The organism is Bradyrhizobium genosp. A (assembly GCF_049949275.1).
Classification (GTDB): domain Bacteria; phylum Pseudomonadota; class Alphaproteobacteria; order Rhizobiales; family Xanthobacteraceae; genus Bradyrhizobium.
Window position 1 is genome coordinate 2905182 of sequence record NZ_CP188196.1, and the last position, 19078, is coordinate 2924259.

Annotated in this window: 16 protein-coding genes; 3 read left to right on the forward strand and 13 right to left on the reverse strand. The window is 63.5% G+C overall.

Going from position 1 to position 19078, the window contains the following annotated elements; all coding sequences use genetic code 11:
- Positions 1 to 240: 240 nt before the first annotated feature.
- From ACP2YP_RS13435 to ispH, 3 genes are all read right to left on the reverse strand, one after another.
- A complete protein-coding gene (locus ACP2YP_RS13435) occupies positions 241 to 669 on the reverse strand; it encodes a DUF1330 domain-containing protein (protein WP_426424670.1) in 429 nt (142 codons plus the stop codon).
- A gap of 355 nt (positions 670 to 1024) precedes the next feature.
- Positions 1025 to 2185: an adenosyl-hopene transferase HpnH gene (gene hpnH, locus ACP2YP_RS13440; RefSeq protein ID WP_426424672.1), complete on the reverse strand. Its 1161-nt coding sequence runs from the start codon at positions 2183 to 2185 to the stop codon at positions 1025 to 1027.
- Positions 2186 to 2220: 35 nt separating this feature from the next.
- Positions 2221 to 3147 carry a 4-hydroxy-3-methylbut-2-enyl diphosphate reductase gene (ispH, locus tag ACP2YP_RS13445; RefSeq protein WP_426426136.1) on the reverse strand — a complete coding sequence of 309 codons (927 nt, stop codon included), beginning with the start codon at positions 3145 to 3147 and terminating at the stop codon, positions 2221 to 2223.
- 461 nt (positions 3148 to 3608) lie between these two features.
- Between ispH and ACP2YP_RS13450 the strand changes: the two genes are divergently transcribed.
- The gene (locus tag ACP2YP_RS13450) at positions 3609 to 6197 is read left to right on the forward strand and encodes an MMPL family transporter (RefSeq protein WP_426424674.1); all 2589 of its coding nucleotides are present in this window, start codon (positions 3609 to 3611) and stop codon (positions 6195 to 6197) included.
- Here the strand turns inward: ACP2YP_RS13450 and ACP2YP_RS13455 are convergent.
- Positions 6165 to 6797: a DUF2147 domain-containing protein gene (locus tag ACP2YP_RS13455; RefSeq protein WP_426424676.1), complete on the reverse strand. Its 633-nt coding sequence runs from the start codon at positions 6795 to 6797 to the stop codon at positions 6165 to 6167. The genes ACP2YP_RS13450 and ACP2YP_RS13455 overlap by 33 nt on opposite strands.
- A gap of 142 nt (positions 6798 to 6939) precedes the next feature.
- On the opposite strand from ACP2YP_RS13455, the gene hpnO reads away from it, so the two are divergent.
- On the forward strand, positions 6940 to 8331 hold the full coding sequence (gene hpnO, locus ACP2YP_RS13460; RefSeq protein WP_426424677.1) for an aminobacteriohopanetriol synthase HpnO: 1392 nt from the start codon (positions 6940 to 6942) through the stop codon (positions 8329 to 8331).
- Between the two features lie 113 nt (positions 8332 to 8444).
- Here hpnO and ACP2YP_RS13465 read toward each other — a convergent pair whose 3' ends face one another.
- The 6 genes from ACP2YP_RS13465 to ACP2YP_RS13490 all read right to left on the reverse strand — a co-directional run bounded on the left by ACP2YP_RS13465 (position 8445) and on the right by ACP2YP_RS13490 (position 13199).
- A complete protein-coding gene (locus ACP2YP_RS13465; protein ID WP_426424678.1) occupies positions 8445 to 9209 on the reverse strand; it encodes an anti-sigma factor family protein in 765 nt (254 codons plus the stop codon).
- Complete coding sequence (locus ACP2YP_RS13470; protein ID WP_426424680.1) at positions 9206 to 9754, reverse strand: sigma-70 family RNA polymerase sigma factor; 549 nt, start codon at positions 9752 to 9754, stop codon at positions 9206 to 9208. The genes ACP2YP_RS13465 and ACP2YP_RS13470 overlap by 4 nt, the downstream gene beginning before the upstream one ends.
- 139 nt (positions 9755 to 9893) lie before the next feature.
- Positions 9894 to 10223: a cupredoxin domain-containing protein gene (locus ACP2YP_RS13475; RefSeq protein WP_426424681.1), complete on the reverse strand. Its 330-nt coding sequence runs from the start codon at positions 10221 to 10223 to the stop codon at positions 9894 to 9896.
- Positions 10224 to 10237: 14 nt separating this feature from the next.
- Positions 10238 to 11182, reverse strand: a complete 945-nt coding sequence (locus ACP2YP_RS13480; protein ID WP_426424682.1) for a metallophosphoesterase family protein — start codon at positions 11180 to 11182, stop codon at positions 10238 to 10240.
- 157 nt (positions 11183 to 11339) lie between these two features.
- Entirely contained in the window at positions 11340 to 11564 is a 225-nt protein-coding gene (locus tag ACP2YP_RS13485) for a GDCCVxC domain-containing (seleno)protein (protein WP_426424684.1), read from the reverse strand.
- A 15-nt stretch (positions 11565 to 11579) separates the two neighbouring features.
- A complete protein-coding gene (locus tag ACP2YP_RS13490; RefSeq protein WP_426424686.1) occupies positions 11580 to 13199 on the reverse strand; it encodes a GMC family oxidoreductase in 1620 nt (539 codons plus the stop codon).
- Positions 13200 to 13373: 174 nt separating this feature from the next.
- On the opposite strand from ACP2YP_RS13490, the gene ACP2YP_RS13495 reads away from it, so the two are divergent.
- On the forward strand, positions 13374 to 14546 hold the full coding sequence (locus tag ACP2YP_RS13495) for a M20 aminoacylase family protein (RefSeq protein WP_426424688.1): 1173 nt from the start codon (positions 13374 to 13376) through the stop codon (positions 14544 to 14546).
- A 71-nt stretch (positions 14547 to 14617) separates the two neighbouring features.
- On the opposite strand, the gene ACP2YP_RS13500 is transcribed toward ACP2YP_RS13495, so the two are convergent.
- The 3 genes from ACP2YP_RS13500 to ACP2YP_RS13510 form a co-directional block, all read right to left on the reverse strand.
- A complete protein-coding gene (locus ACP2YP_RS13500; RefSeq protein ID WP_426424690.1) occupies positions 14618 to 16240 on the reverse strand; it encodes an inorganic phosphate transporter in 1623 nt (540 codons plus the stop codon).
- A gap of 124 nt (positions 16241 to 16364) precedes the next feature.
- Positions 16365 to 17807: a UdgX family uracil-DNA binding protein gene (locus ACP2YP_RS13505; protein WP_426424691.1), complete on the reverse strand. Its 1443-nt coding sequence runs from the start codon at positions 17805 to 17807 to the stop codon at positions 16365 to 16367.
- Positions 17807 to 19042 (reverse strand): putative DNA modification/repair radical SAM protein, encoded by a 1236-nt coding sequence (locus ACP2YP_RS13510; RefSeq protein ID WP_426424692.1) that lies wholly within the window; start codon positions 19040 to 19042, stop codon positions 17807 to 17809. Before ACP2YP_RS13510 ends, ACP2YP_RS13505 begins: the two co-directional genes overlap by 1 nt.
- Positions 19043 to 19078 lie beyond the last annotated feature (36 nt).

Below are 19078 nucleotides of genomic sequence, written 5' to 3' on the forward strand. Positions count from 1 at the left end.
GTGGGCATGACGGGGAATACGGTGCCAGCATGCTCAATTCGACGACCTGATGGGGTCGATCGAAGAACCGGCCGAATTTGGCGGCGATAGCGCATTTCCGAAGCAGCGCGCCGCGGCCGATAAAGATGGGCACTATTGCTTCGCCGTGGCGCTATGATGCCGCGGCCGACCAGGCATTCCAATCGGCTAATCTGCGACGGCCTGTGATCTTGCGTTACGCCTCAAGTGCGGCTGTGACCACTACCTGACCGGAAGCCCTTCGACCGCTATCAGACGAAATTTGGCGCCGCTTTGCCTTACCTTGGCCGCCTCCTGATTTTCCGGCGAGTCATACCAGCGCCGAATGGCGTCGAGACTTGGAAATTGGAGAATGGCCATGCAGCAGGGGGTTGCCCCGTCACCTTCGAGCAACGTGTTGTTCTGGCTGCGAGCGAGATAGCGCGCGCCATATTTGGGAAGAATCTCACGTGCCAGCTGGGCGTACTCTTGTTGAATCGTCTCGGAGCCTGTAGTGGCGGTCCGTTCAACGATAACAAATGCAGCACGCTCCTCCTGCTGCGCAATCGACGATCCCGCGAGGGTCGTGGCAACAATGATGGACCCGCAAAGCGCCGCTGTGGAACGCAAGCCGCGCAAGCTCGATGATTTACGCATCGTTTCAGCCTTCATATGTTGGTTATTGTGCCAAAACTAACTGCTCCCTCGTTCGCCGGGTTCCGCCGGAAAGGTTCTTGCCGAGAAGTTCAAGACTCGCTTGCTCGCCAATCCATTGCTCGTTTGCCGCTGATTGTTTCGACGTGGCAATGGCTTGACTGGATGGACAAGGTGTTGGCGCACAGCGGCGTTTCTACTGTGCATGGGGTTGTTTCGCAGTTTTTTGCGGGAGGGCGAGCGGCGCGACCCAGCAAGGGGGAGCGCAGTCCGCACATAGCTCCGCTTTTCCAGCAGCGCTCGAGCTGAACAAAACAAAAGGCCCGGTCGCGGTTGGCGACCGGGCCTTTTTCGTTCGTGCGACTCGCGCCGCTTACGCGGCCGTCGAAGCCTTCCGCGCGGCCTTCTCCTCCGCCGCGGCGGCCTCGTCCTTGCGAATCTCCGACAGGCGCTTCTGCACTTCCGCCGAGAAGATGTACTGCGCCGGGCGCTGCTTCGACATGTCGATCTCCGGCGCCATCGGGCCCGAGGTCCTGATGCCGCGCAGCGACACCCACATCGCCTTCAGCGGGTTGTTGAGGGCTGCGGTCGCAGCCGTCGGCTCGTAGCCGCAATGGGCCATACAGTCGGCGCACTTCTCGTACTTGCCGGTGCCGTAGGTCTCCCAATCGGTGGTGTCCATCAGCTCCTTGAAGGTTTTGGCGTAGCCTTCACCGAGCAGATAGCAGGGCTTCTGCCAGCCAAAAATGTTGCGCGCGGGCATGCCCCAGGGCGTGCACTCGTATTCCTGGTTGCCGGCGAGGAAGTCCAGGAACAGGCCGGAATGCATGAAGTTCCACTTCTTGCCCTTGCCCATCGCGAAGACGTCGCGGAACAGTTTTTTAGTCTTGGTGCGGTTGAGGAAGTGCTCCTGGTCCGGCGCGCGCTCATAGGCGTAGCCGGGCGACATCGACACGCCGACACCGAGCTCGACGGTGAAGTCGAGGAATTTTGCGATCTCCTCGGCCGGATGGCCGTCGAAGATGGTGGCGTTGACGTTGACGGTGAAGCCGCGGGCCTTCGCCGCCTTGATCGCGGACACGGCGCGGTCGAACACGCCCTTCTGCGACACGGCCTTGTCGTGATGGTCCTTCAGTCCGTCGAGATGCACGGAGAAGAACAGGTAGGGCGAGGGCTCGAACAGGTCGAGCTTCTTTTCGAGCAGCAGCGCGTTGGTGCAGAGCGAGACGAACTTCTTGCGCGCGACGAGGCCGCGCACGATCTCGCCGATTTCCTTGTGGATCAGCGGCTCGCCGCCGGGAATCGCCACCATCGGCGCGCCGCACTCGTCGGCCGCATCCCAGCACTCCTGCGCCGTCATACGGCGGTTGAGGATCGCATCCGGATAGTCGATCTTGCCGCAGCCGACGCAGGCGAGGTTGCAGCGGAACAGCGGCTCCAGCATCAGCACGAGCGGATAGCGCTTGCGGCCAAGCAGTTTCTGCTTGAGCAAATAGCCGCCGATACGCATTTCCTTGAAGAAGGGGATTGCCATTACACGTTTCTTTCTGGGCTTGAAATTCAGGTAGGTCAGCTTGCAGCCAGTTGGGCCGGAAGCCTGAATTCGATGTTTTCCTCGCGGCCCGGAAGCACCGAAACCGTCACCGGTCCGATCCGCCGCAGCGCTTCGATCACGTCATCCACCAGCACCTCGGGCGCCGAGGCGCCGGCCGTGAGGCCGACGGTCCTGGCATCTTTCAACCACTCCGGATTGAGGTCGCGGCCGTCGGCGATCAGATAACTCGCGACCCCGGCCTCGGTGCCAATTTCGCGGAGCCGGTTCGAGTTCGAGCTATTGGCAGCGCCCACCACCAAGATCACGTCGACCAGCTTGCTCAAGTCCCTTACCGCAGATTGGCGGTTCTGTGTCGCATAGCAGATATCCCGGATATCTGGGCCTTGAATATCTGTAAATTTGGCTTGAAGAGCCCCGATAATGTCCCTGGTGTCGTCGACCGACAGCGTGGTCTGGGTGATGTAGGCCACTGGCGTATCCGCCGGCAGCGGCAGGGCCTCGGCCTCTTCAACGCTCTGGACCAGCAGAACCGGCCCGGGAACCTGGCCCATCGTGCCCTCGACCTCGGGGTGGCCGGTATGGCCGATCAGGATCAGGGTGCGGCCCTTGGTGATATAGCGCTTCCCCTGATTGTGAACTTTCGTGACCAGGGGGCAGGTGGCATTCAGCACCGGAAGGTCGCGCGCGGCGGCCTCTTCCTCAACGCTGCGGGCGACGCCATGGGCACTGAAAACGGTCACAGCCTTCGGTGGAACTTCGGACAGTTCCTCGACGAAGATCGCGCCCTTGTTCTTCAGGCTCTCGACGACGTATTTGTTGTGCACGATCTCATGGCGCACGTAGACGGGTGGGCCATACTTCTCCAGCGCCCGCTCCACAATCTCGATTGCGCGCACCACGCCCGCGCAAAAGCCGCGCGGCTGCGCTAGATAAACTTCCATAGGACGCCCATCACGCAAGTTGCACCAATCCGCTCAATTGTCCCAGGCGGCACCCCGATACGGACCAATGCTGCAATAACCGCACCATTGGTGTCGCGACCGCGGTAACCGCCCACCCCATCTGGGCCCCGGGCGCATGCAGGTACAGCACTTTGTGTCAAAAAATCGGCGACAAGGAAAGGTGGAACAAGCCTTGGGGTTCCGGTCAGATCGATCTAAGGTATTATAATACCTCATTTCGTGCGAGCAAAATGGCGACATTTGTGCTCACCCCTTCGTCACTTTACCGCCTCAACTCGACGGCTATACCGGCCGGTCCGCATGATTTTGCCATGGTCTCCCGCGGTTTACCTCGAACCTGGTTCCCGCGAGAGCCACTCAAAACAGCAATAGGTTTCGCTCGGGAACTCCGATAAACAGCGGGCGTTTCCGGCAGGCTGTTAACACTAGAAAGAAAAGAAGTGCTGCAAAGCGTAGTCGTTGCCATCGTCAGGGCCTGTACCCGGTTTGCCTCCCTCGTCGTCGTTCTCGGGCTCCTGCTGGCAGTGGGGGCGGGCTACTACACGTCCCGGCACTTCATCATCAACACCGATATCAATTCGCTGATTGCCCAGAATCTGGACTGGCGCCAGCGCGACCAGCAATTCGACAAGGCCTTCGACCGTGATGCGACGATTCTCGCGGTCATCGAGGCCAGGACACCGGAGATGGCGACCGCAGCCGCGGATGCGCTGTTTGCCAAGCTGAAGGACAACAAGACCGACTTCCAGTCGATGCAGCAGCTCGGCACCGGTGAGTTCTTCGAGAAGAACGGTCTGTTGTTCCTGCCGACCGAGGAAGTCGGCAAGATCACCGGCCAGTTCGAATCTGCAGCGCCCTTGATCGAGATCATGGCTGGCGATCCGTCGATCCGCGGCCTGACCGGCGCGCTGGAGACTGGACTTGCCGGCGTCAAGCGCGGCCAAGTCAAGCTCGACAGTACGGAGCGGCCGTTCAACCAGATCGCAGGGACGGTCGAGACCGTGCTCAACAAGGGCAATGCGAGCTTCTCCTGGCGCGAGCTGGTCAGCGACAAGCCGCTGGAGGATTCGGACAAGCGAGCCTTCATCGAGTTCAAGCCGGTGCTTGATTACAACGCGCTGGAGCCCGGAAAGGGGGCGACCAACGCGATCCGCAAGGCCGCGGTGGACCTGGATTTTGCAACCAAATACCAGGCGCGGGTGCGCCTGACCGGCCCGGTGCCGATCGCGAATGAGGAATATGCCACCGTCCAGGAGGGGGCCGTGGTCAACGGCATCGGCACCGTCGTCGTCGTGCTCCTGATCTTGTGGCTAGCGTTGCACTCCTCGAAGATCATCTTTGCCGTGTTCGTCAACCTCTTCGTCGGGCTTGCGATCACGACTGCCGCCGGACTGATGACGGTCGGCTCGTTCAACTTGCTGTCGATCGCATTTGCAGTGCTGTTCGTCGGCCTTGGCGTCGATTTCGGCATCCAGTACAGCGTTCGCTACCGCTCGGAGCGCTACAAGCACGACGATCTCACTGGCGCTCTGGTGCTGGCGGCGAAGCGCTCGGCAGTGCCGTTGTCGCTCGCGGCGATGGCGACTGCTGCCGGCTTTCTTTGTTTCTTGCCGACCGCCTACAAGGGGATCTCGGAGCTCGGCCAGATTGCCGGCGTCGGCATGCTGGTGGCGTTCGTCTCGAGCATCACCGTGCTGCCGGCGCTGTTGAAGCTTCTGAATCCGCCCGGCGAGAAGGAGCCGGTCGGCTACGCCTTCCTGGCGCCGCTCGATCATTTCCTCGAGAAGTATCGCGTGCTGGTCGTCGGCGGCACGCTGCTGCTCGCGGTCGCCGGCCTGCCGCTGCTCTACTTCATGAAGTTCGACTTCAACCCGATGAACCTGCGCAATCCGAAGGCCGAGTCGATCGCGACTTTTCTCGACCTGCGCAAGGATCCCAACACCGGCGCCAATGCCATCAATGTGATGACCAATTCGGAGGAGCAGGCCAAGCAGGTCGAAGCGAAGCTGGAGAAAGTACCCGAAGTGTTGCGCGTGATGTCGCTCGACAGCTTTGTGCCGGAGGACCAGCAGGCGAAGCTGAAGCTGATCGCGCAGGGTGCCAAGATCCTGAACCCCGCGCTCAACCCCGACCAGATCGACGCGGCGCCGTCGGACCAGGAGAACGTCGAGTCGCTCAAATCCTCGGTCGACAATCTGCGCCGGACCGCCGGTGACGCCAAAGGCCCAGGTGCGGTCGCCTCGCGCCGGCTCGCGGATGCGCTCGAGAAGCTCGCCAATTCGGATGAGGCGACCCGCAACAAGGCGCAGGACGTGTTCGTCACGCCGATGAAGATCGTGTTCGACCAGCTCCGGAATGCGATGCAGGCTGAGCCGGTCACGCTGAAGTCACTGCCGGCCGATCTCGTCAACGCCTGGAAGAGCAAGGACGGAATCATTCGCGTCGAAGCTCAGCCGAAGGGCGATCCCAACGACAACGACACGCTGCGCAAGTTTGCGGCAGCCGTGCTCAAGGCCGAGCCGACTGCGATCGGCGGACCGGTCTCGATCCTGAAATCCGGCGACACCGTGGTGAACGCATTCATCCATGCCGGCTTCTACGCGCTGCTGGTGATCGGCCTGTTGCTGTGGATCACGTTGCGCCGCATCGTCGACGTGTTGATGACGTTGGTGCCGCTGCTGGTTGCGGGCGCGGTGACGCTCGAGATCTGCGTGTTGATCGGCCTGCCGCTCAACTTCGCCAATATCGTCGCCTTCCCGCTGTTGCTCGGGGTCGGTGTCGCGTTCAAGATCTATTATGTCGTGGCGTGGCGGTCCGGCAGAACAAACCTGCTTCAAACCAGCCTGACGCGCGCGATCTTTTTCAGCGCACTGACGACGGCGACCGCGTTCGGCAGCCTGTGGCTGTCGAGCCATCCGGGCACCTCCAGCATGGGCAAGCTGCTCGCACTCTCGCTGGTGACGACGCTTGCCGCAGTGCTGCTGTTTCAGCCGGCCCTAATGGGCAAACCCCGCAATCTCAGGGAGTAGGCAGATGTCGCCGACCGGATCGGCGGCACCTTTCTGACCGGGCTTGGCCGCGGCGGCGCTCTTCGGAGCGGCCGTCGTCGGCGCAGGTGCCGCGGCACTCGGTGCTGGCGCAGCCTTAGGCGCCGCGCCGGTGGTTTTTGGCGCACCCTTGGCCATGGCGTTGGCGGTGCTCAAGGGAATCGGCGGACCGACGCGGGTCCAGGTCTCTCCGCCGCACAGGAAGCCCAGCACGCAGCCCTTGATCTCGAGCTGGTCGGTGCCGACAGGCGTGATGGTCGCACTATACATCTGACCATCTTTCGCGTTGTAGACCTGACCTTCCCACTGCTCGGCGCCGGCCGTCTTCTTCATGTCGATCAGGGTCGCCATGCCCAGTGTCGGCCTGTTCTTTTTTGAGACATCCGGGTTGTTCTGGTCGCGGCCGCCGGGCTGTTTTTCCCAGGAAACCGCGCCCCACATGCTGCCATTGCATTGGGCGACGCGGATATTGGCAACGCCATCGGCGACCCTCCAGTCGCCGGTGGGATCGGCGGCGAGCGCCGGTGTCAGGCCGGCGTAACCGCCCGCCAGTAATATTCCGGTGTAAAGGGCCAAACGCATGAGTGTTCCTTGGCAGTGCAACATGGTTTAAAGCTGTGCTTGCGAAGATGGTCCGAAAAAGGGCAAAAGGCCGCACAGACCCTTTTCCGTTAGCTGACCGTTTTCAGTTGACGAAGCGGCCCTCAACCGAAGTATGTAGCGGATGAACAGTCCAAATCCAGACATGTCTCAGTTGTTCGCGGACCGTCAGGCCCAGCGCAGCGCCCTGCATAATCGGTACCTGAACGAGCAGTTCGTTCGGGTTCTCAAGACCATCGGCTACGACGTCGGCTTCCAGAAGGGGCAGGGGCAGTACCTCTACGATCGCGAGGGGGCACGCTATCTCGACCTCCTGTCCGGCTTTGGCGTGTTCGCAATCGGACGCAATCATCCGGTGATGCGCGATGCGCTGAAAAGCGTGCTCGACGCCGATCTGCCCAATCTCGTCCAGTTCGACGTCTCGGTGCTGGCCGGCGTGCTCGCCGAGCGCCTCCTGAAATATGTTCCCTATCTCGACAAGGTGTTCTTCGCCAATTCCGGCGCCGAATGCGTCGAGGCGGCGATCAAGTTCGCGCGCGGCGCCACCGGCCGCCCCGGCATCGTCTATTGCGCCCATGGCTATCACGGCTTGACCTATGGCGCGCTTTCGCTGACCGGTGATTCGAACTTCCGCACCGGCTTCGAGCCGCTGCTGCCGGGTTGCACCCCGGTTCCGTTCAACGATCTCGCCGCGCTCGAGAAGGCGCTGGCCTCGCGCGAGGTCGCAGCCTTCGTCGTCGAGCCGATCCAGGGCAAGGGCGTCAATCTGCCCTCCGACGAGTTCCTGCCGGGGGCGGCCGCGCTCTGCAAGAAGTACGGCACGCTGTTCGTCGCCGACGAGATCCAGACCGGCATGGGCCGCACCGGCCGCTTCCTCGCGGTCGAGCACTGGAACGTCGAGCCCGACATGGTGCTGCTGTCGAAGTCGCTGTCGGGCGGCCACGTGCCGGTCGGCGCCGTGCTGACGCGCAAGAGCATCTTCGACAAGATTTTTAATCAGATGGACCGCGCCGTGGTGCACGGCTCCACGTTCTCAAAGAACGACCTCGCGATGGCCGCGGGCATCGCCACGCTCGACGTGATGGAATCGGAGAAGCTGATCGAGTCCGCCGCCAAGCGCGGCGCCGAGCTTCGCCTCGCGCTCACGCGCATGGTGCCCGGCTACGAACTGATGAAGGAAGTGCGCGGCAAGGGCCTGATGATCGGCATCGAGTTCGGGCCGCCGAAGTCGCTGCGGCTGCGGGCGTCCTGGAACGTGCTGGAGGCCGCCAACAAGGGCCTGTTCTGCCAGCTCATCACCGTGCCACTGTTCAAGGACCACAAGATCCTGACGCAGGTCGCCGGTCACGGCAGCCACACCATCAAGCTGCTCCCGCCGCTCACCATCACCGAAGAAGACTGCAACTGGATCGAACGCGCGTTCGACGACGTCATCGCCGGCAGCCACAAGGTCCCCGGTGCGATCTGGTCGCTCGGCAAGACGCTGGTCGACAACGCGGTGAGAAGGTCGGCGTAAGTTCGCCGATCTATCTCAGCAATCGTCATTGCGAGCGAAGCGAAGCAATCCAGTATCCCTCCACGGATACAGTCTGGATTGCTTCGCTTCGCTCGCAATGACGGTGGAGACTGCTATCCCTCCACATTCGCCCTCATCGCCGCCTCCAACTTGTCGACGAATTCGGTGAGCTCGTCGCCGCCGATATCGCTGACGGCCCAGAAGTTCAGGCCGCGCTCGCCCCAGCGGCGGCAGTTGAAGCCCTGCATGGTCTGGGTCTTCGGCGGCCGATGCTCGGTGCTAGCGGTCTGCGACACGAACAGGTTGATGATGTGCTGCCGGCGCCGGTACACGACGGCGCCGATGGCGCGCGCATCGATATAGTCGAGCCGGCCGCCGACCAGCGTAAAGCCTTGCGCAGTGAGGTCGATCACGGGCGGGGCGACGTCGAGCTTGCCGTTGAACCAGGGCTTGACCGTGTGCTGGTCGGTCGAGACGACGTCGATGAGGTGGCCGGCCTGGAGCGAGCGCAGATGCGCAGAGACGACCTCCGAGAGGATGCGCTGCTGGTCGTCCTGGCGCAGCACGACCGCGACGACGCCGGAGGCGGCAAGGGCCGAGACTGCCGAACCCATCGCGAAACCGCGCAGCACCGAGCGCCGGCTCGGCTGCGGCCGTGCCTGCGGCATCGACGCCTGGATACGGGCACGCAAGATCGCGGGCGCGGTGTAGCGCAGCTTGGTGTCGGCCAGCACGCGCTTCATCTCGCGCTGCGCCGCGAACTCGGCCGTGCAGGCCGGGCAGGTGGCGATATGGCCTTCGACCTCGCGCGCATGGCCGGCATCGAGCTCGTTGTCGAGCAGCGCGTGAAGCAGGATTTTTGCTTCGTCGCAGGTCATTTCGAATGCTCCTCTTCCGCCGTCCAGGCCGCGCGCAGCATGGCGCGGGCGCGGGCGAGGCGGGACATCACGGTGCCGACGGGGGCACCGACGGCTTCTGCAATTTCACGATAGGACAGGTTGTTGATCTCCCGCAGCACGAAGGTTTCCTTGAACGGCTCGGCGAGTGCGTCGATCATGTTGCGAATGGCGCCGGCGTCGCGGCTGCGCAGCACCTCGGTCTCCGGGCTCGCCTCGTTCTCCTGCCACATCGGCGTCTGGTCGGCGGCGCCGGGCGTGTCCTCGATCGCGGCGTGCGAGTGCGCGCGTCTGGCATATTCGGCGTTGCAGACATTGCGCAGGATCGCGAACAGCCACGGCTTCATCGCCGGGCCGCGATAGCTGTCAAAATGCTTCAGCGCGCGCAAATAGCATTCTTGCACCGCGTCCTCCGCGTCGGAGGCATCGCGCAGCAGATAGCGTGCGAGCGTGTAGACGTCGTCGAGATAGGGTAGCGCCGCCTCGCGGAAGCGCTGCGCCTTCTGGAAATCGTCGCTGACGGGCATCGCCTCTCGCTTTGCCTCTTGCTGCGGTTCGTACGTCGTTGCGTGCTTCGTGTCGCTGTTGGGCCTGACTGAAGGCACACGTGCCCGGCCGGCGTGGGACCACCGGCCGGGCAAGACAGAGATGCCTTGGTTGGCGACGTTACTCAACCTTGATCATCCCGGTCATGTGCGGGTGCAACGAACAAAAATACTTGTAGTCGCCCGCATTGGTGAAGGTGAACGTGAACTTGTCGTCGGTGTCCAGGGTCTTGGACCTGAATTTGCCGGCCGACACCACGGTGTGGGGGATGTCGTCCCGGTTGGTCCAGGTCACGGTGGTGCCGACCTTGATGCTGAGCTCGGCCGGCTGGAAGGTGAAATTGTCGATGTGGATCTCCATGTCGTCGGCGCGGGCGAATTTCGCAGGCAGCAGCACAGCCGCGGCCGCAGCCACGGCGATACCAAAGTCGCGGCGATTGAGCGTCTTCATAGCCAGCCTTCCGTTCAGCCCTGCAGCGGCGTGTCGATGATTGCGAGCCGCTGCTCGTTCTGCTTGAAGTTGATGCTGGCGACCCCGAGCATGGAACGGAGCTTGGCGTCCTCGACCTTCATCGGTCCGGGCGAGGGGGCGGTGCCCGGCGCCGGCTGCGGGAAGGCGGTTGAGCGCGCGGTGTGGAAGGTGACGTTGCCCTCGACCTTCTGCATCACCTGGTGGATGTGGCCGTTCAGCACGGTGACCGAGCCGAAACCCTTGACGTATTCGAGCGCGCGGCCGCCGTCCTCGGTGCCCCAGCCCCATTCCGGATAGACGGTCCAGAGCGGGATGTGGGCGAACAGCACGATCGGGGTGGATTTCGACTTGCCGCGGAGGTCGTCCTCGAGCCAGGCGAGCTGCTCCGTGCCGAGATTGCCGAGGCCGCCGCCCTTGAGGTCGACGACGTTGACGAGGCCGACGAAGTGCACGCCGCCGGCGTCGAAGGAGTACCAGCCCGCGCCCTTGGTGCCGCGGCCGTAGCGCTCGCGATAGAACTTCACCTCTTCGTCGAGGAAGTCATGCTCGCCGGGCACGTAGTGCACGTCCAGCTTGGACTGCGAGATGATGCGATCGGCGTTGTCGAACTCGGCGGCCTTGGACAGATGGGTGATGTCGCCGGTGTGGATCATGAACGATGGCTTGACCGGCATCGCATTGATCTTGTTGACGGCTTCCTCCAGCGTGCCCAGCGCATTGGGGTTGGCCGGCTTGTCGAAGCCGACATGGCTGTCGCTGATCTGGAGGAAGGTCATGCCGGGCGCGGCGGCGGTCGCGGCCTCAGCTGAATCGATGATGCCGAGCGAGCGCGGCACGCCGCCCGTGATGGTCCAGAGCACCCCGGTGCCGGCCCATGTCATGCATTCCAGCACCTTGCGGCGGCTGACGCCGTCGTCCCCGTGATCGTGTCCGCTCATCGCACGCCTCCTTTGGCCCGGAATTGGGCTTCGGGGAGGTGATCGGGGGATGAAGGGACTTATTCCCGGACTCGTTGACGATTTCGTGAGAAGCTTCTGGGGCTCGGCTCAGCAGCGCGTGCCCTCGTGCTGCGCTGCGACCGGAGCACGAGACCCGTCAGTCACAACACGACCCGGCGCCGGGTTCGCCGGCACGTTGGGCCTGAATCGGCGGACACGGCACCGAGCCGTAAGAGCAGAACACGCAGCAGTCGCCCGCCTCGGGCTTCAGCTTTGTGCCGCAGCCGGTGCATTCATAGAAGAACTGACAGGCATCGGTCGGCATCAACTCCGTTCTCGCAACACCGCAGTGCGGACAGGTGATGGTCGATTGAAGAACCATTTGGTTTGCTCTCGGCTACTTCGCATCCTCCAAGATCATCGCAGCGCCCTTCTCGGCGATCATCGCGGTTGGCGTGTTGGTATTGCCCGAGGTGATCGTCGGCATGATCGAGGCGTCGACGATGCGAAGACCGCTGAGGCCATAGAAGCGCAGGCGCTCGTCGACCACCGCCATGGGATCATTCGCCGCGCCCATCTTCGCCGTGCCGACGGGATGGAAGATGGTGGTACCGATATCGCCGGCGGCTTTTGCGAGCGAGGCATCGTCGTCGCCGACGGTGGGACCGGGCAGATATTCGCTCGGACGATATTTTGCCAGCGCCTTCTGCTGCATCAGGCGGCGCGTGGTGCGGATGGCGTCGGCGCCGACCTTGCGGTCGTCGTCGGTCGACAGATAGTTCGGCGCGATGATCGGCTTCTCGTCCGGCGTCGCCGAGCGCAGCCGCACAGTGCCGCGCGAGGTCGGCTGGAGATTGCAGGCGCTCACCGTGATCGCAGGGAAGCGGTGCAGGGGATCGCCGAACTTGTCGAGCGACAACGGCTGCACGTGGAACTGGATGTTGGCGCGTGCGCGTGTCGCATCGGAACGCGTGAAGATGCCGAGCTGCGACGGCGCCATGGTCAGCGGACCACGGCGGCGGAAGGCATAGTCGAGGCCCATCAGGCCGCGGCGGAACAGATTGTAGTAGGTTTCGTTCAACGTCCGCACGCCCTCGACCTTGTAGATCGCGCGCTGCTGGAGATGGTCCTGCAGGTTACGCCCCACGCCGGGCTTGTCCATCACGATGTCGATGCCGAGCGGCGACAACCAGTCTGCAGGCCCGATACCGGAGCGATGCAGCACCTGCACCGAGCCGATCGAGCCTGCCGAGAGGACCACCTCGCGCTTGGCACGCGCCTCGATGATCTCGCCGTTCTGGATGAAGCGCACACCGACGGCGCGGCCCTGCTCGATAATCAGGCGATCGACCAGAACGTTCTTCTCGAGCCGCAGGTTCGGCCGGTTCAGCGCCGGCTTGAGAAACCCGCGCGCCGATGACCAGCGCCGGCCGCGCTTCTGGTTGACGTGAAAGTAGCTCGTACCTTCGTTGTCGCCGGTGTTGAAATCCGGAATGCGCTTGATGCCCATTTCCTCGGCGGCATCGCCAACGGCATCGAGAACGTCCCAGGACAGCCGCGGCGCCTCGATGCGCCAGCCGCCGCCGGAGCCGTGATGCTCGCTCGCGCCCAGGAAATGATCCTCCAGCCGCCTGAACAGCGGCAGCACGTCATCATAGCCCCAGCCGGTCATGCCGAGCTGGCGCCAGTGGTCGTAATCGGCGGCCTGGCCGCGCATCGAGATCATGGCGTTGATCGCCGAACAGCCGCCGATCACCTTCCCGCGGGGATAGGCGAGTGCGCGGCCGTTCAGCCCCGGCTCGGCCTCGGTCTTGAACATCCAGTCCGAGCGCGGATTGCCGATCGCGAAGAGATAGCCGACCGGAATGTGGAACCAGATCCAGTTGTCGTCGCCGCCGGCCTCGAGAATGAGGACGCGGTTTTTGGGCTCGGCCGACAGACGGTTGGCAACGATGCAGCCGGCCGTGCCGGCGCCGACGACAATGTAGTCAAACTCACCTTCGAGCCGCCTTGGCATTCTGCTTCCACCCGGATGGTCACCTAACGTTCCATCCTAATAGGCAGACGGAGACGACCGGGACAAGTCCGGCCATGCCGCATGGGCAGGGCTAGACCCGATCCCAGGCAGTTGGGTGGACTGGTGCTTGCATGGTAGACAGGCCTGCATTTTCAACAAAGCTCGAGACCCTCCATGCCCATCGTGAACCGCGTCGCCGACCTTCAACCCGATATCCAGGCCTGGCGGCGGGACATCCACCAGCACCCCGAGCTGCTGTATGATGTCCACCGCACCGCAGCATTCGTCGCGGATCGCCTGCGCGAGTTCGGTTGCGACGAGGTCGTGACCGGCATCGGCCAGACCGGTGTGGTCGGCGTGATCAAGGGCAACAAGCCGGCCGGCGAGGGGCTCAAGGTGATCGGCATGCGGGCCGACATGGACGCGCTGCCTGTCGACGAGCAGACCAACCTGCCTTACACCTCCAAAACTCCGGGCAAGATGCACGCCTGCGGCCATGACGGTCACACCGCGATGCTGCTCGGCGCCGCGCGCTATCTCGCCGAGACCCGCAACTTCGCCGGCGATGCCGTCGTGATCTTCCAGCCCGCCGAGGAGGGCGGCGCCGGTGGCGCGGCCATGGTCAAGGACGGCATGATGGAGCGCTTCGGCATCGAGCAGGTCTACGGCATGCACAACGGCCCCGGCATTCCGATCGGCTCGTTCGCGATCCGGCCCGGCCCGATCATGGCGGCGACCGACGAGGTCGACATCATGATCGAGGGCCTCGGCGGCCACGCCGCGCGTCCGCACAAATGCGTCGATTCCGTTCTGGTCGGTGCACAGCTGATCACCGCGTTGCAGTCGATCGTCGCGCGCAGCGTCGATCCGCTGGAATCGGCCGTGATCTCGATCTGCGAATTCCACGCCGGCAACGCCCGCAACGTCATCCCGCAAACCGCGATTCTGCGGGGCACCGTCCGCACGCTGACGCCGGACGTGCGCAAGCTGGTCGAGAAGCGTGTGCGTGAAGTCGTGGCAGGCGTCGCCCAGATCACCGGCGCGAAGATCGATTTGCACTACAAGCGCAACTATCCCGTGGTGAACAACCACGCCGCTGAGACCGAGGTGGCGTCGCGCATTGCCAAGCAGGTCGCGGGCGATGCCAATGTGCTCGATATGTCGCCGCTGATGGGCGGCGAGGATTTTGCCTACATGCTGGAAGCGCGCCCCGGCGCATTCATCTTCTGCGGCAACGGCGATAGCGCCGGCCTGCATCACCCCGCCTACAATTTCAACGACGAGGCGATCGTGTTCGGCACGTCCTACTGGGTCAAGCTGGTCGAGGAACAGCTCGCGGCCTCGTAAGTCTCAATTCAGTCGGAGCAAAAAGGGCCCGTGCATCGCACGGGCCCTTTTGTTTTGTATTGTGTAGCGGCTCAGAACACGTGCGAGAAGAAGTAGTACAACGCGCCCGAGATGATCATCGCGGCCGGCAGGGTCAGCACCCAGGCGAGAGCGATGTTGCGGATCGTCGACCATTGCAGGCCTGAGCCGTTGGCGGCCATGGTGCCGGCGATGCCCGACGACAGCACGTGCGTGGTCGAGACCGGCAGGCCGTAGATGTCGGCGGCGGCGATGGTGGCGGCCGCAGTGATCTCGGCGCAGGCGCCTTGCGCGTAAGTCAGGTGCGTCTTGCCGATCTTCTCGCCGACCGTGACGACGATGCGCTTCCAGCCGACCATGGTGCCAAGGCCAAGCGCGATCGCCACCGCGATCTTCACCCAGCTGGGGATGAACTTCGTGGCGCTGTCGAGCGAGCCCTTATAGGCGTTGAGCACGGAGACGTCGGCAGCGCTGAGCTCGGCTTCCTTGTCCTTCATCAGGAAGCGGAGCGCTTCCGAGACGAGGTACATGTCGTTGCGGGTGTTGCCGACGAGGTCGGCCGGCACCTTGGCGAGCGAGCCGTAGGTGGTAACCTGCTTGGCGATATCGCGCACGAGGACGGCAAGCGACGGGAACGTGCCGCCATTGACTTCGCGCTGCGCGACATAGTTGGTCACGGCGGGGCGCGGATTGCCGATCACGCTGTAGCCGGCGGCCTTGCCTTCTATAATCTTGCTCGCGGCTTCCGAGTTCGTGCTGAACGCGACGATCTGGCTGTCCGGCAGCGCGCGGTTGAGCGCGTAGGCCGTAGGCACGGTGCCGATCAGGATCAGCATGATCAGGCCCATGCCCTTCTGACCGTCATTGGAGCCGTGGAAGAAGCTCACCAGCGTGCAGGTGAGGATCAGGATGCCGCGGATCCACCACGGCGGCGGCTGGTCGCCCTCCGGCTCGCCGAACAAAGCGGGCGTGGCGCGCAGCAGGATGGAACGCAGGATCAGCAGCAGGATCGCAGCGAGCGTAAAGCCGAACAGCGGCGAGAGTAACAGCGCCTTGAAAATATTGGTCGCCTGCGACCAGTCAACGCCCGAAGTGCCGCTGCGGCCGTGCAGGACTGCGTTCATGATGCCGACGCCCATGATCGAGCCGATCAGGGTGTGCGAGCTCGAGGCCGGCAGGCCGAAATACCAGGTGCCGACGTTCCAGATGATGGCGGCGATCAGCAGCGCGAACACCATGGCGAAGCCGGCGCTGGAGCCGACCTGAAGGATCAGCTCGACCGGCAGCAGCGAGACGATGCCGAACGCGACCGCGCCCGAGGACAGCAGCACGCCGAACAGGTTGAACATGCCGGACCACACCACGGCGATGTGGGCGGGCAGCGAGCGGGTGTAGATCACGGTCGCGACCGCATTGGCGGTATCGTGGAAACCGTTCACGAACTCGAAGCCGAGCGCGATCAAAAGCGCGACGAAGAGCATGAGGAAGGGGGCGATGCTCTTGACCTGCGTGCCAGTCGCATCGATGTCGACCCAGATGCTGTAGGCAACGAAGAGCAGTGCGGCGGCGATGACCCCCATGTAAATGATGCCGGTCAACGGGTGGAATCCGCGTTCAAGGTCGGGCCCCTTGCGCAAGGCAGGCTCAATGGAGCCGGGTAAAGCAACGTCACTCATCGGAATTCTCCTGTCCCAATGCCTCCAATTTTGCGCGCGGCATGTGACGGCCCGTTGAAATGGTTGAAAAACGATTGATAAGGCGGAACTTCTCCACCGCCTGTTGCAGACATTACGGGGAGCGTCAGGCGGCGCGCGCGGCTTTCTTCTGCAACGCAGCGGCGATCTTCAGGTCTTCGACAAAACGCTGATATTCGAGCACCTTCGCCTCCGGATCGGGCAGCCGCAGGAGGTAGGACGGATGCACGGTCACCAGAGCCTTGCGTCCGTCGGGAAGGTCAATGAGCCGGCCGCGGGTCTTGCCGATTGGCGTGATCTTGCCGAACACGCTCTGCGCGGCGGTCGCGCCCATCGCCACGATGAGATCGGGCTGGATTGCCGAAACTTCCCGCTCATACCATTGCCGGCACGCTCTGATCTCCGGCGTTGAAGGCTTCTGGTGCAGGCGAACCTTTCCCCGCGGCAGGAATTTGAAGTGCTTCACCGCATTGGTCACGTAGACCTTCTTGCGGTCGACGCCGGCTTCCGCGAGCGCGCGGTCGAGCATCTGGCCGGCCGGGCCGACGAAGGGGTGGCCCGCGAGGTCTTCCTTGTCGCCGGGCTGCTCGCCGACCAGCATGACGGTAGCGTCCTTCGGGCCTTCGCCGAACACGGTCTGCGTCGCGTCCTTGTAGAGCGGGCAAGCGCGGCAGTGGGCGGCCTCCTCGCGAAGCGCGTCGAGATCGTTGGTGGCAGTCTTGCGTGTCATCGGAGCCTCCGGCCGCTTCTGAGGCTTGTGCGGATCGGTCGCGGCATTGGCGATCATGGCGCCGGTCATGCGTTCGGCATCCTCGATCAAGGGCTTAATGATCGAGGCCTCGGGCAGGTTCCTCCAGTATTTCTTCGGCATCTCCGTCTGCATCGCCTTCACCTTCAATCGCGCCGGATTGAAGATGCTGGCGTAGTAGCGCCGCCAGGTTTCTTCCAGCCGGTCTTCGCCCGGCGCCTCGCTCTTGCTCACGCCCGGCGTGAACGAAAGCGCGTGGCCATCCCAATGCGCGCAGAGATCTGGCGTCAGGATCGACCACGGCATGTCGGCAAAGCGCCGTGCGAAGAACGGCGCTGCGAGCTCGACGATGTGATGCTCCGGCTCGAACCAGGCGACGTAATGCGCGGCGCGCTCGCGGCCGATCTCGCGGAAGCGCACGAAGGCGTGCATCTTGTGCTCGTCGCGATGGACTGCTCTCGCCATCGCCGTGACCAGGGCGACGTCAGGATCGGTCGCGACATCGATGAGATCGTGATTGTCCTTCAGCCGAAACAGCAGACGATAGAGGATCGCAAAGCGCTGGGGATCGCGATGCAGGATGGCGGCCTGGGCGAGGTCGACGAATTTTGCCGAAACGTTGAAGGTGCCGTCGTTCACTTCGAGGATCGGAGACGGCGCGGGCGGCGCGAACAACTCGGCTTCGCCGCCTTGCACGGCCCAGGTGACATCGGTGGGCTGCACATGATGAAGCACGAGGGTCCGCGCGGCTTTGCGCCAGCCGTCGAAATCGGTTTCGGTGTCGAGGGTGATGTACTGCATCAGAAGCCAAATCCCAGTTGCGTTGCCTTCGGCTTGAACCGTTCGATCAGCCGCGCCTCGTCGAGACGATGCGGCGCGGGCCGGTGATCGCTGAGCACGATGAACGGCAGCGCCTTGTTGCGGGGCACGTGCAGCCGCGCGAGATCGGAGAGACGGATCGTGGTGGTGCGCCGCGTGGCGATGATGCGCTCGACCGCCTTGGTGCCGAAGCCCGGCACGCGCAGCAGCTCCTCGCGGCTGGCGCGGTTGACGTCGAGCGGAAAACGGTCGCGGTGGCGCAGCGCCCAGGCGAGTTTCGGATCGATGTCGAGCGGCAGCATCGCGCTGTCGTCGACGATCTCGCCGACGTCGAAACCGTAAAACCGCATCAGCCAGTCGGCCTGGTAGAGCCGGTGCTCGCGCAGCAGTGGCGGCTGTACCAAGGGCAGCGCGCGGCTGGCATCGGGGATCGGGCTGAAGGCGGAGTAATAGACGCGCCGCAGCCGGTAGGAGCCGTAGAGATTGGCGCTGGTGTGGAGGATGGTGTGATCGTTCGCGCCATCTGCGCCGACGATCATCTGCGTGCTTTGTCCTGCCGGTGCGAAACGCTGCGGCTTCGCCTTCGTCTTGGTGCTGCGGTTGTCCTCGGCCTCGTCCAGCTTCAGCCGCAGCCGGCCCATGGTGCGGCGGATCGCGCGCACGTTCTTTTCCGGCGCGAATTGCTGCAGGCTCGTCTCCTCAGGCATTTCGATGTTGATGGAGAGACGGTCGGCATATTTGCCGGCTTCCGCGATCAGCGCGTCGTCGGCCTCCGGAATGGTCTTGAGATGGATGTAGCCACGAAAGTGATGCTCCTCGCGCAGCTTGCGCGCGACGCTGACGACCTGCTCCATCGTGTAATCGGGGCTGCGAATGATGCCGGAGGAAAGGAACAGCCCCTCGATGTAATTGCGCCGGTAAAAGTCCAGCGTCAGCTTGACCACTTCGTCGATGGTGAAGCGGGCGCGCGGCACGTTCGAGGAGGCGCGGTTGACGCAATAGAGGCAGTCGTAATTGCAGGCGTTGGTGAGCAGCACCTTGAGCAGCGAGATGCAGCGTCCGTCCGGCGCGTAGGAATGGCAGATGCCCATGCCGGGCGCGGTCGAGCCCATGCCCTTGCCGTCGCTGGAATCCCGCTTTTCGGTGCCGCTGGAAGCACAGGAGGCGTCGTACTTGGCGGCGTCCGCCAGGATCTCCAGCTTGCGTTGCACGTCCATCCCGGAATCCCTTTGATTCAGCTGACGAATCCGACT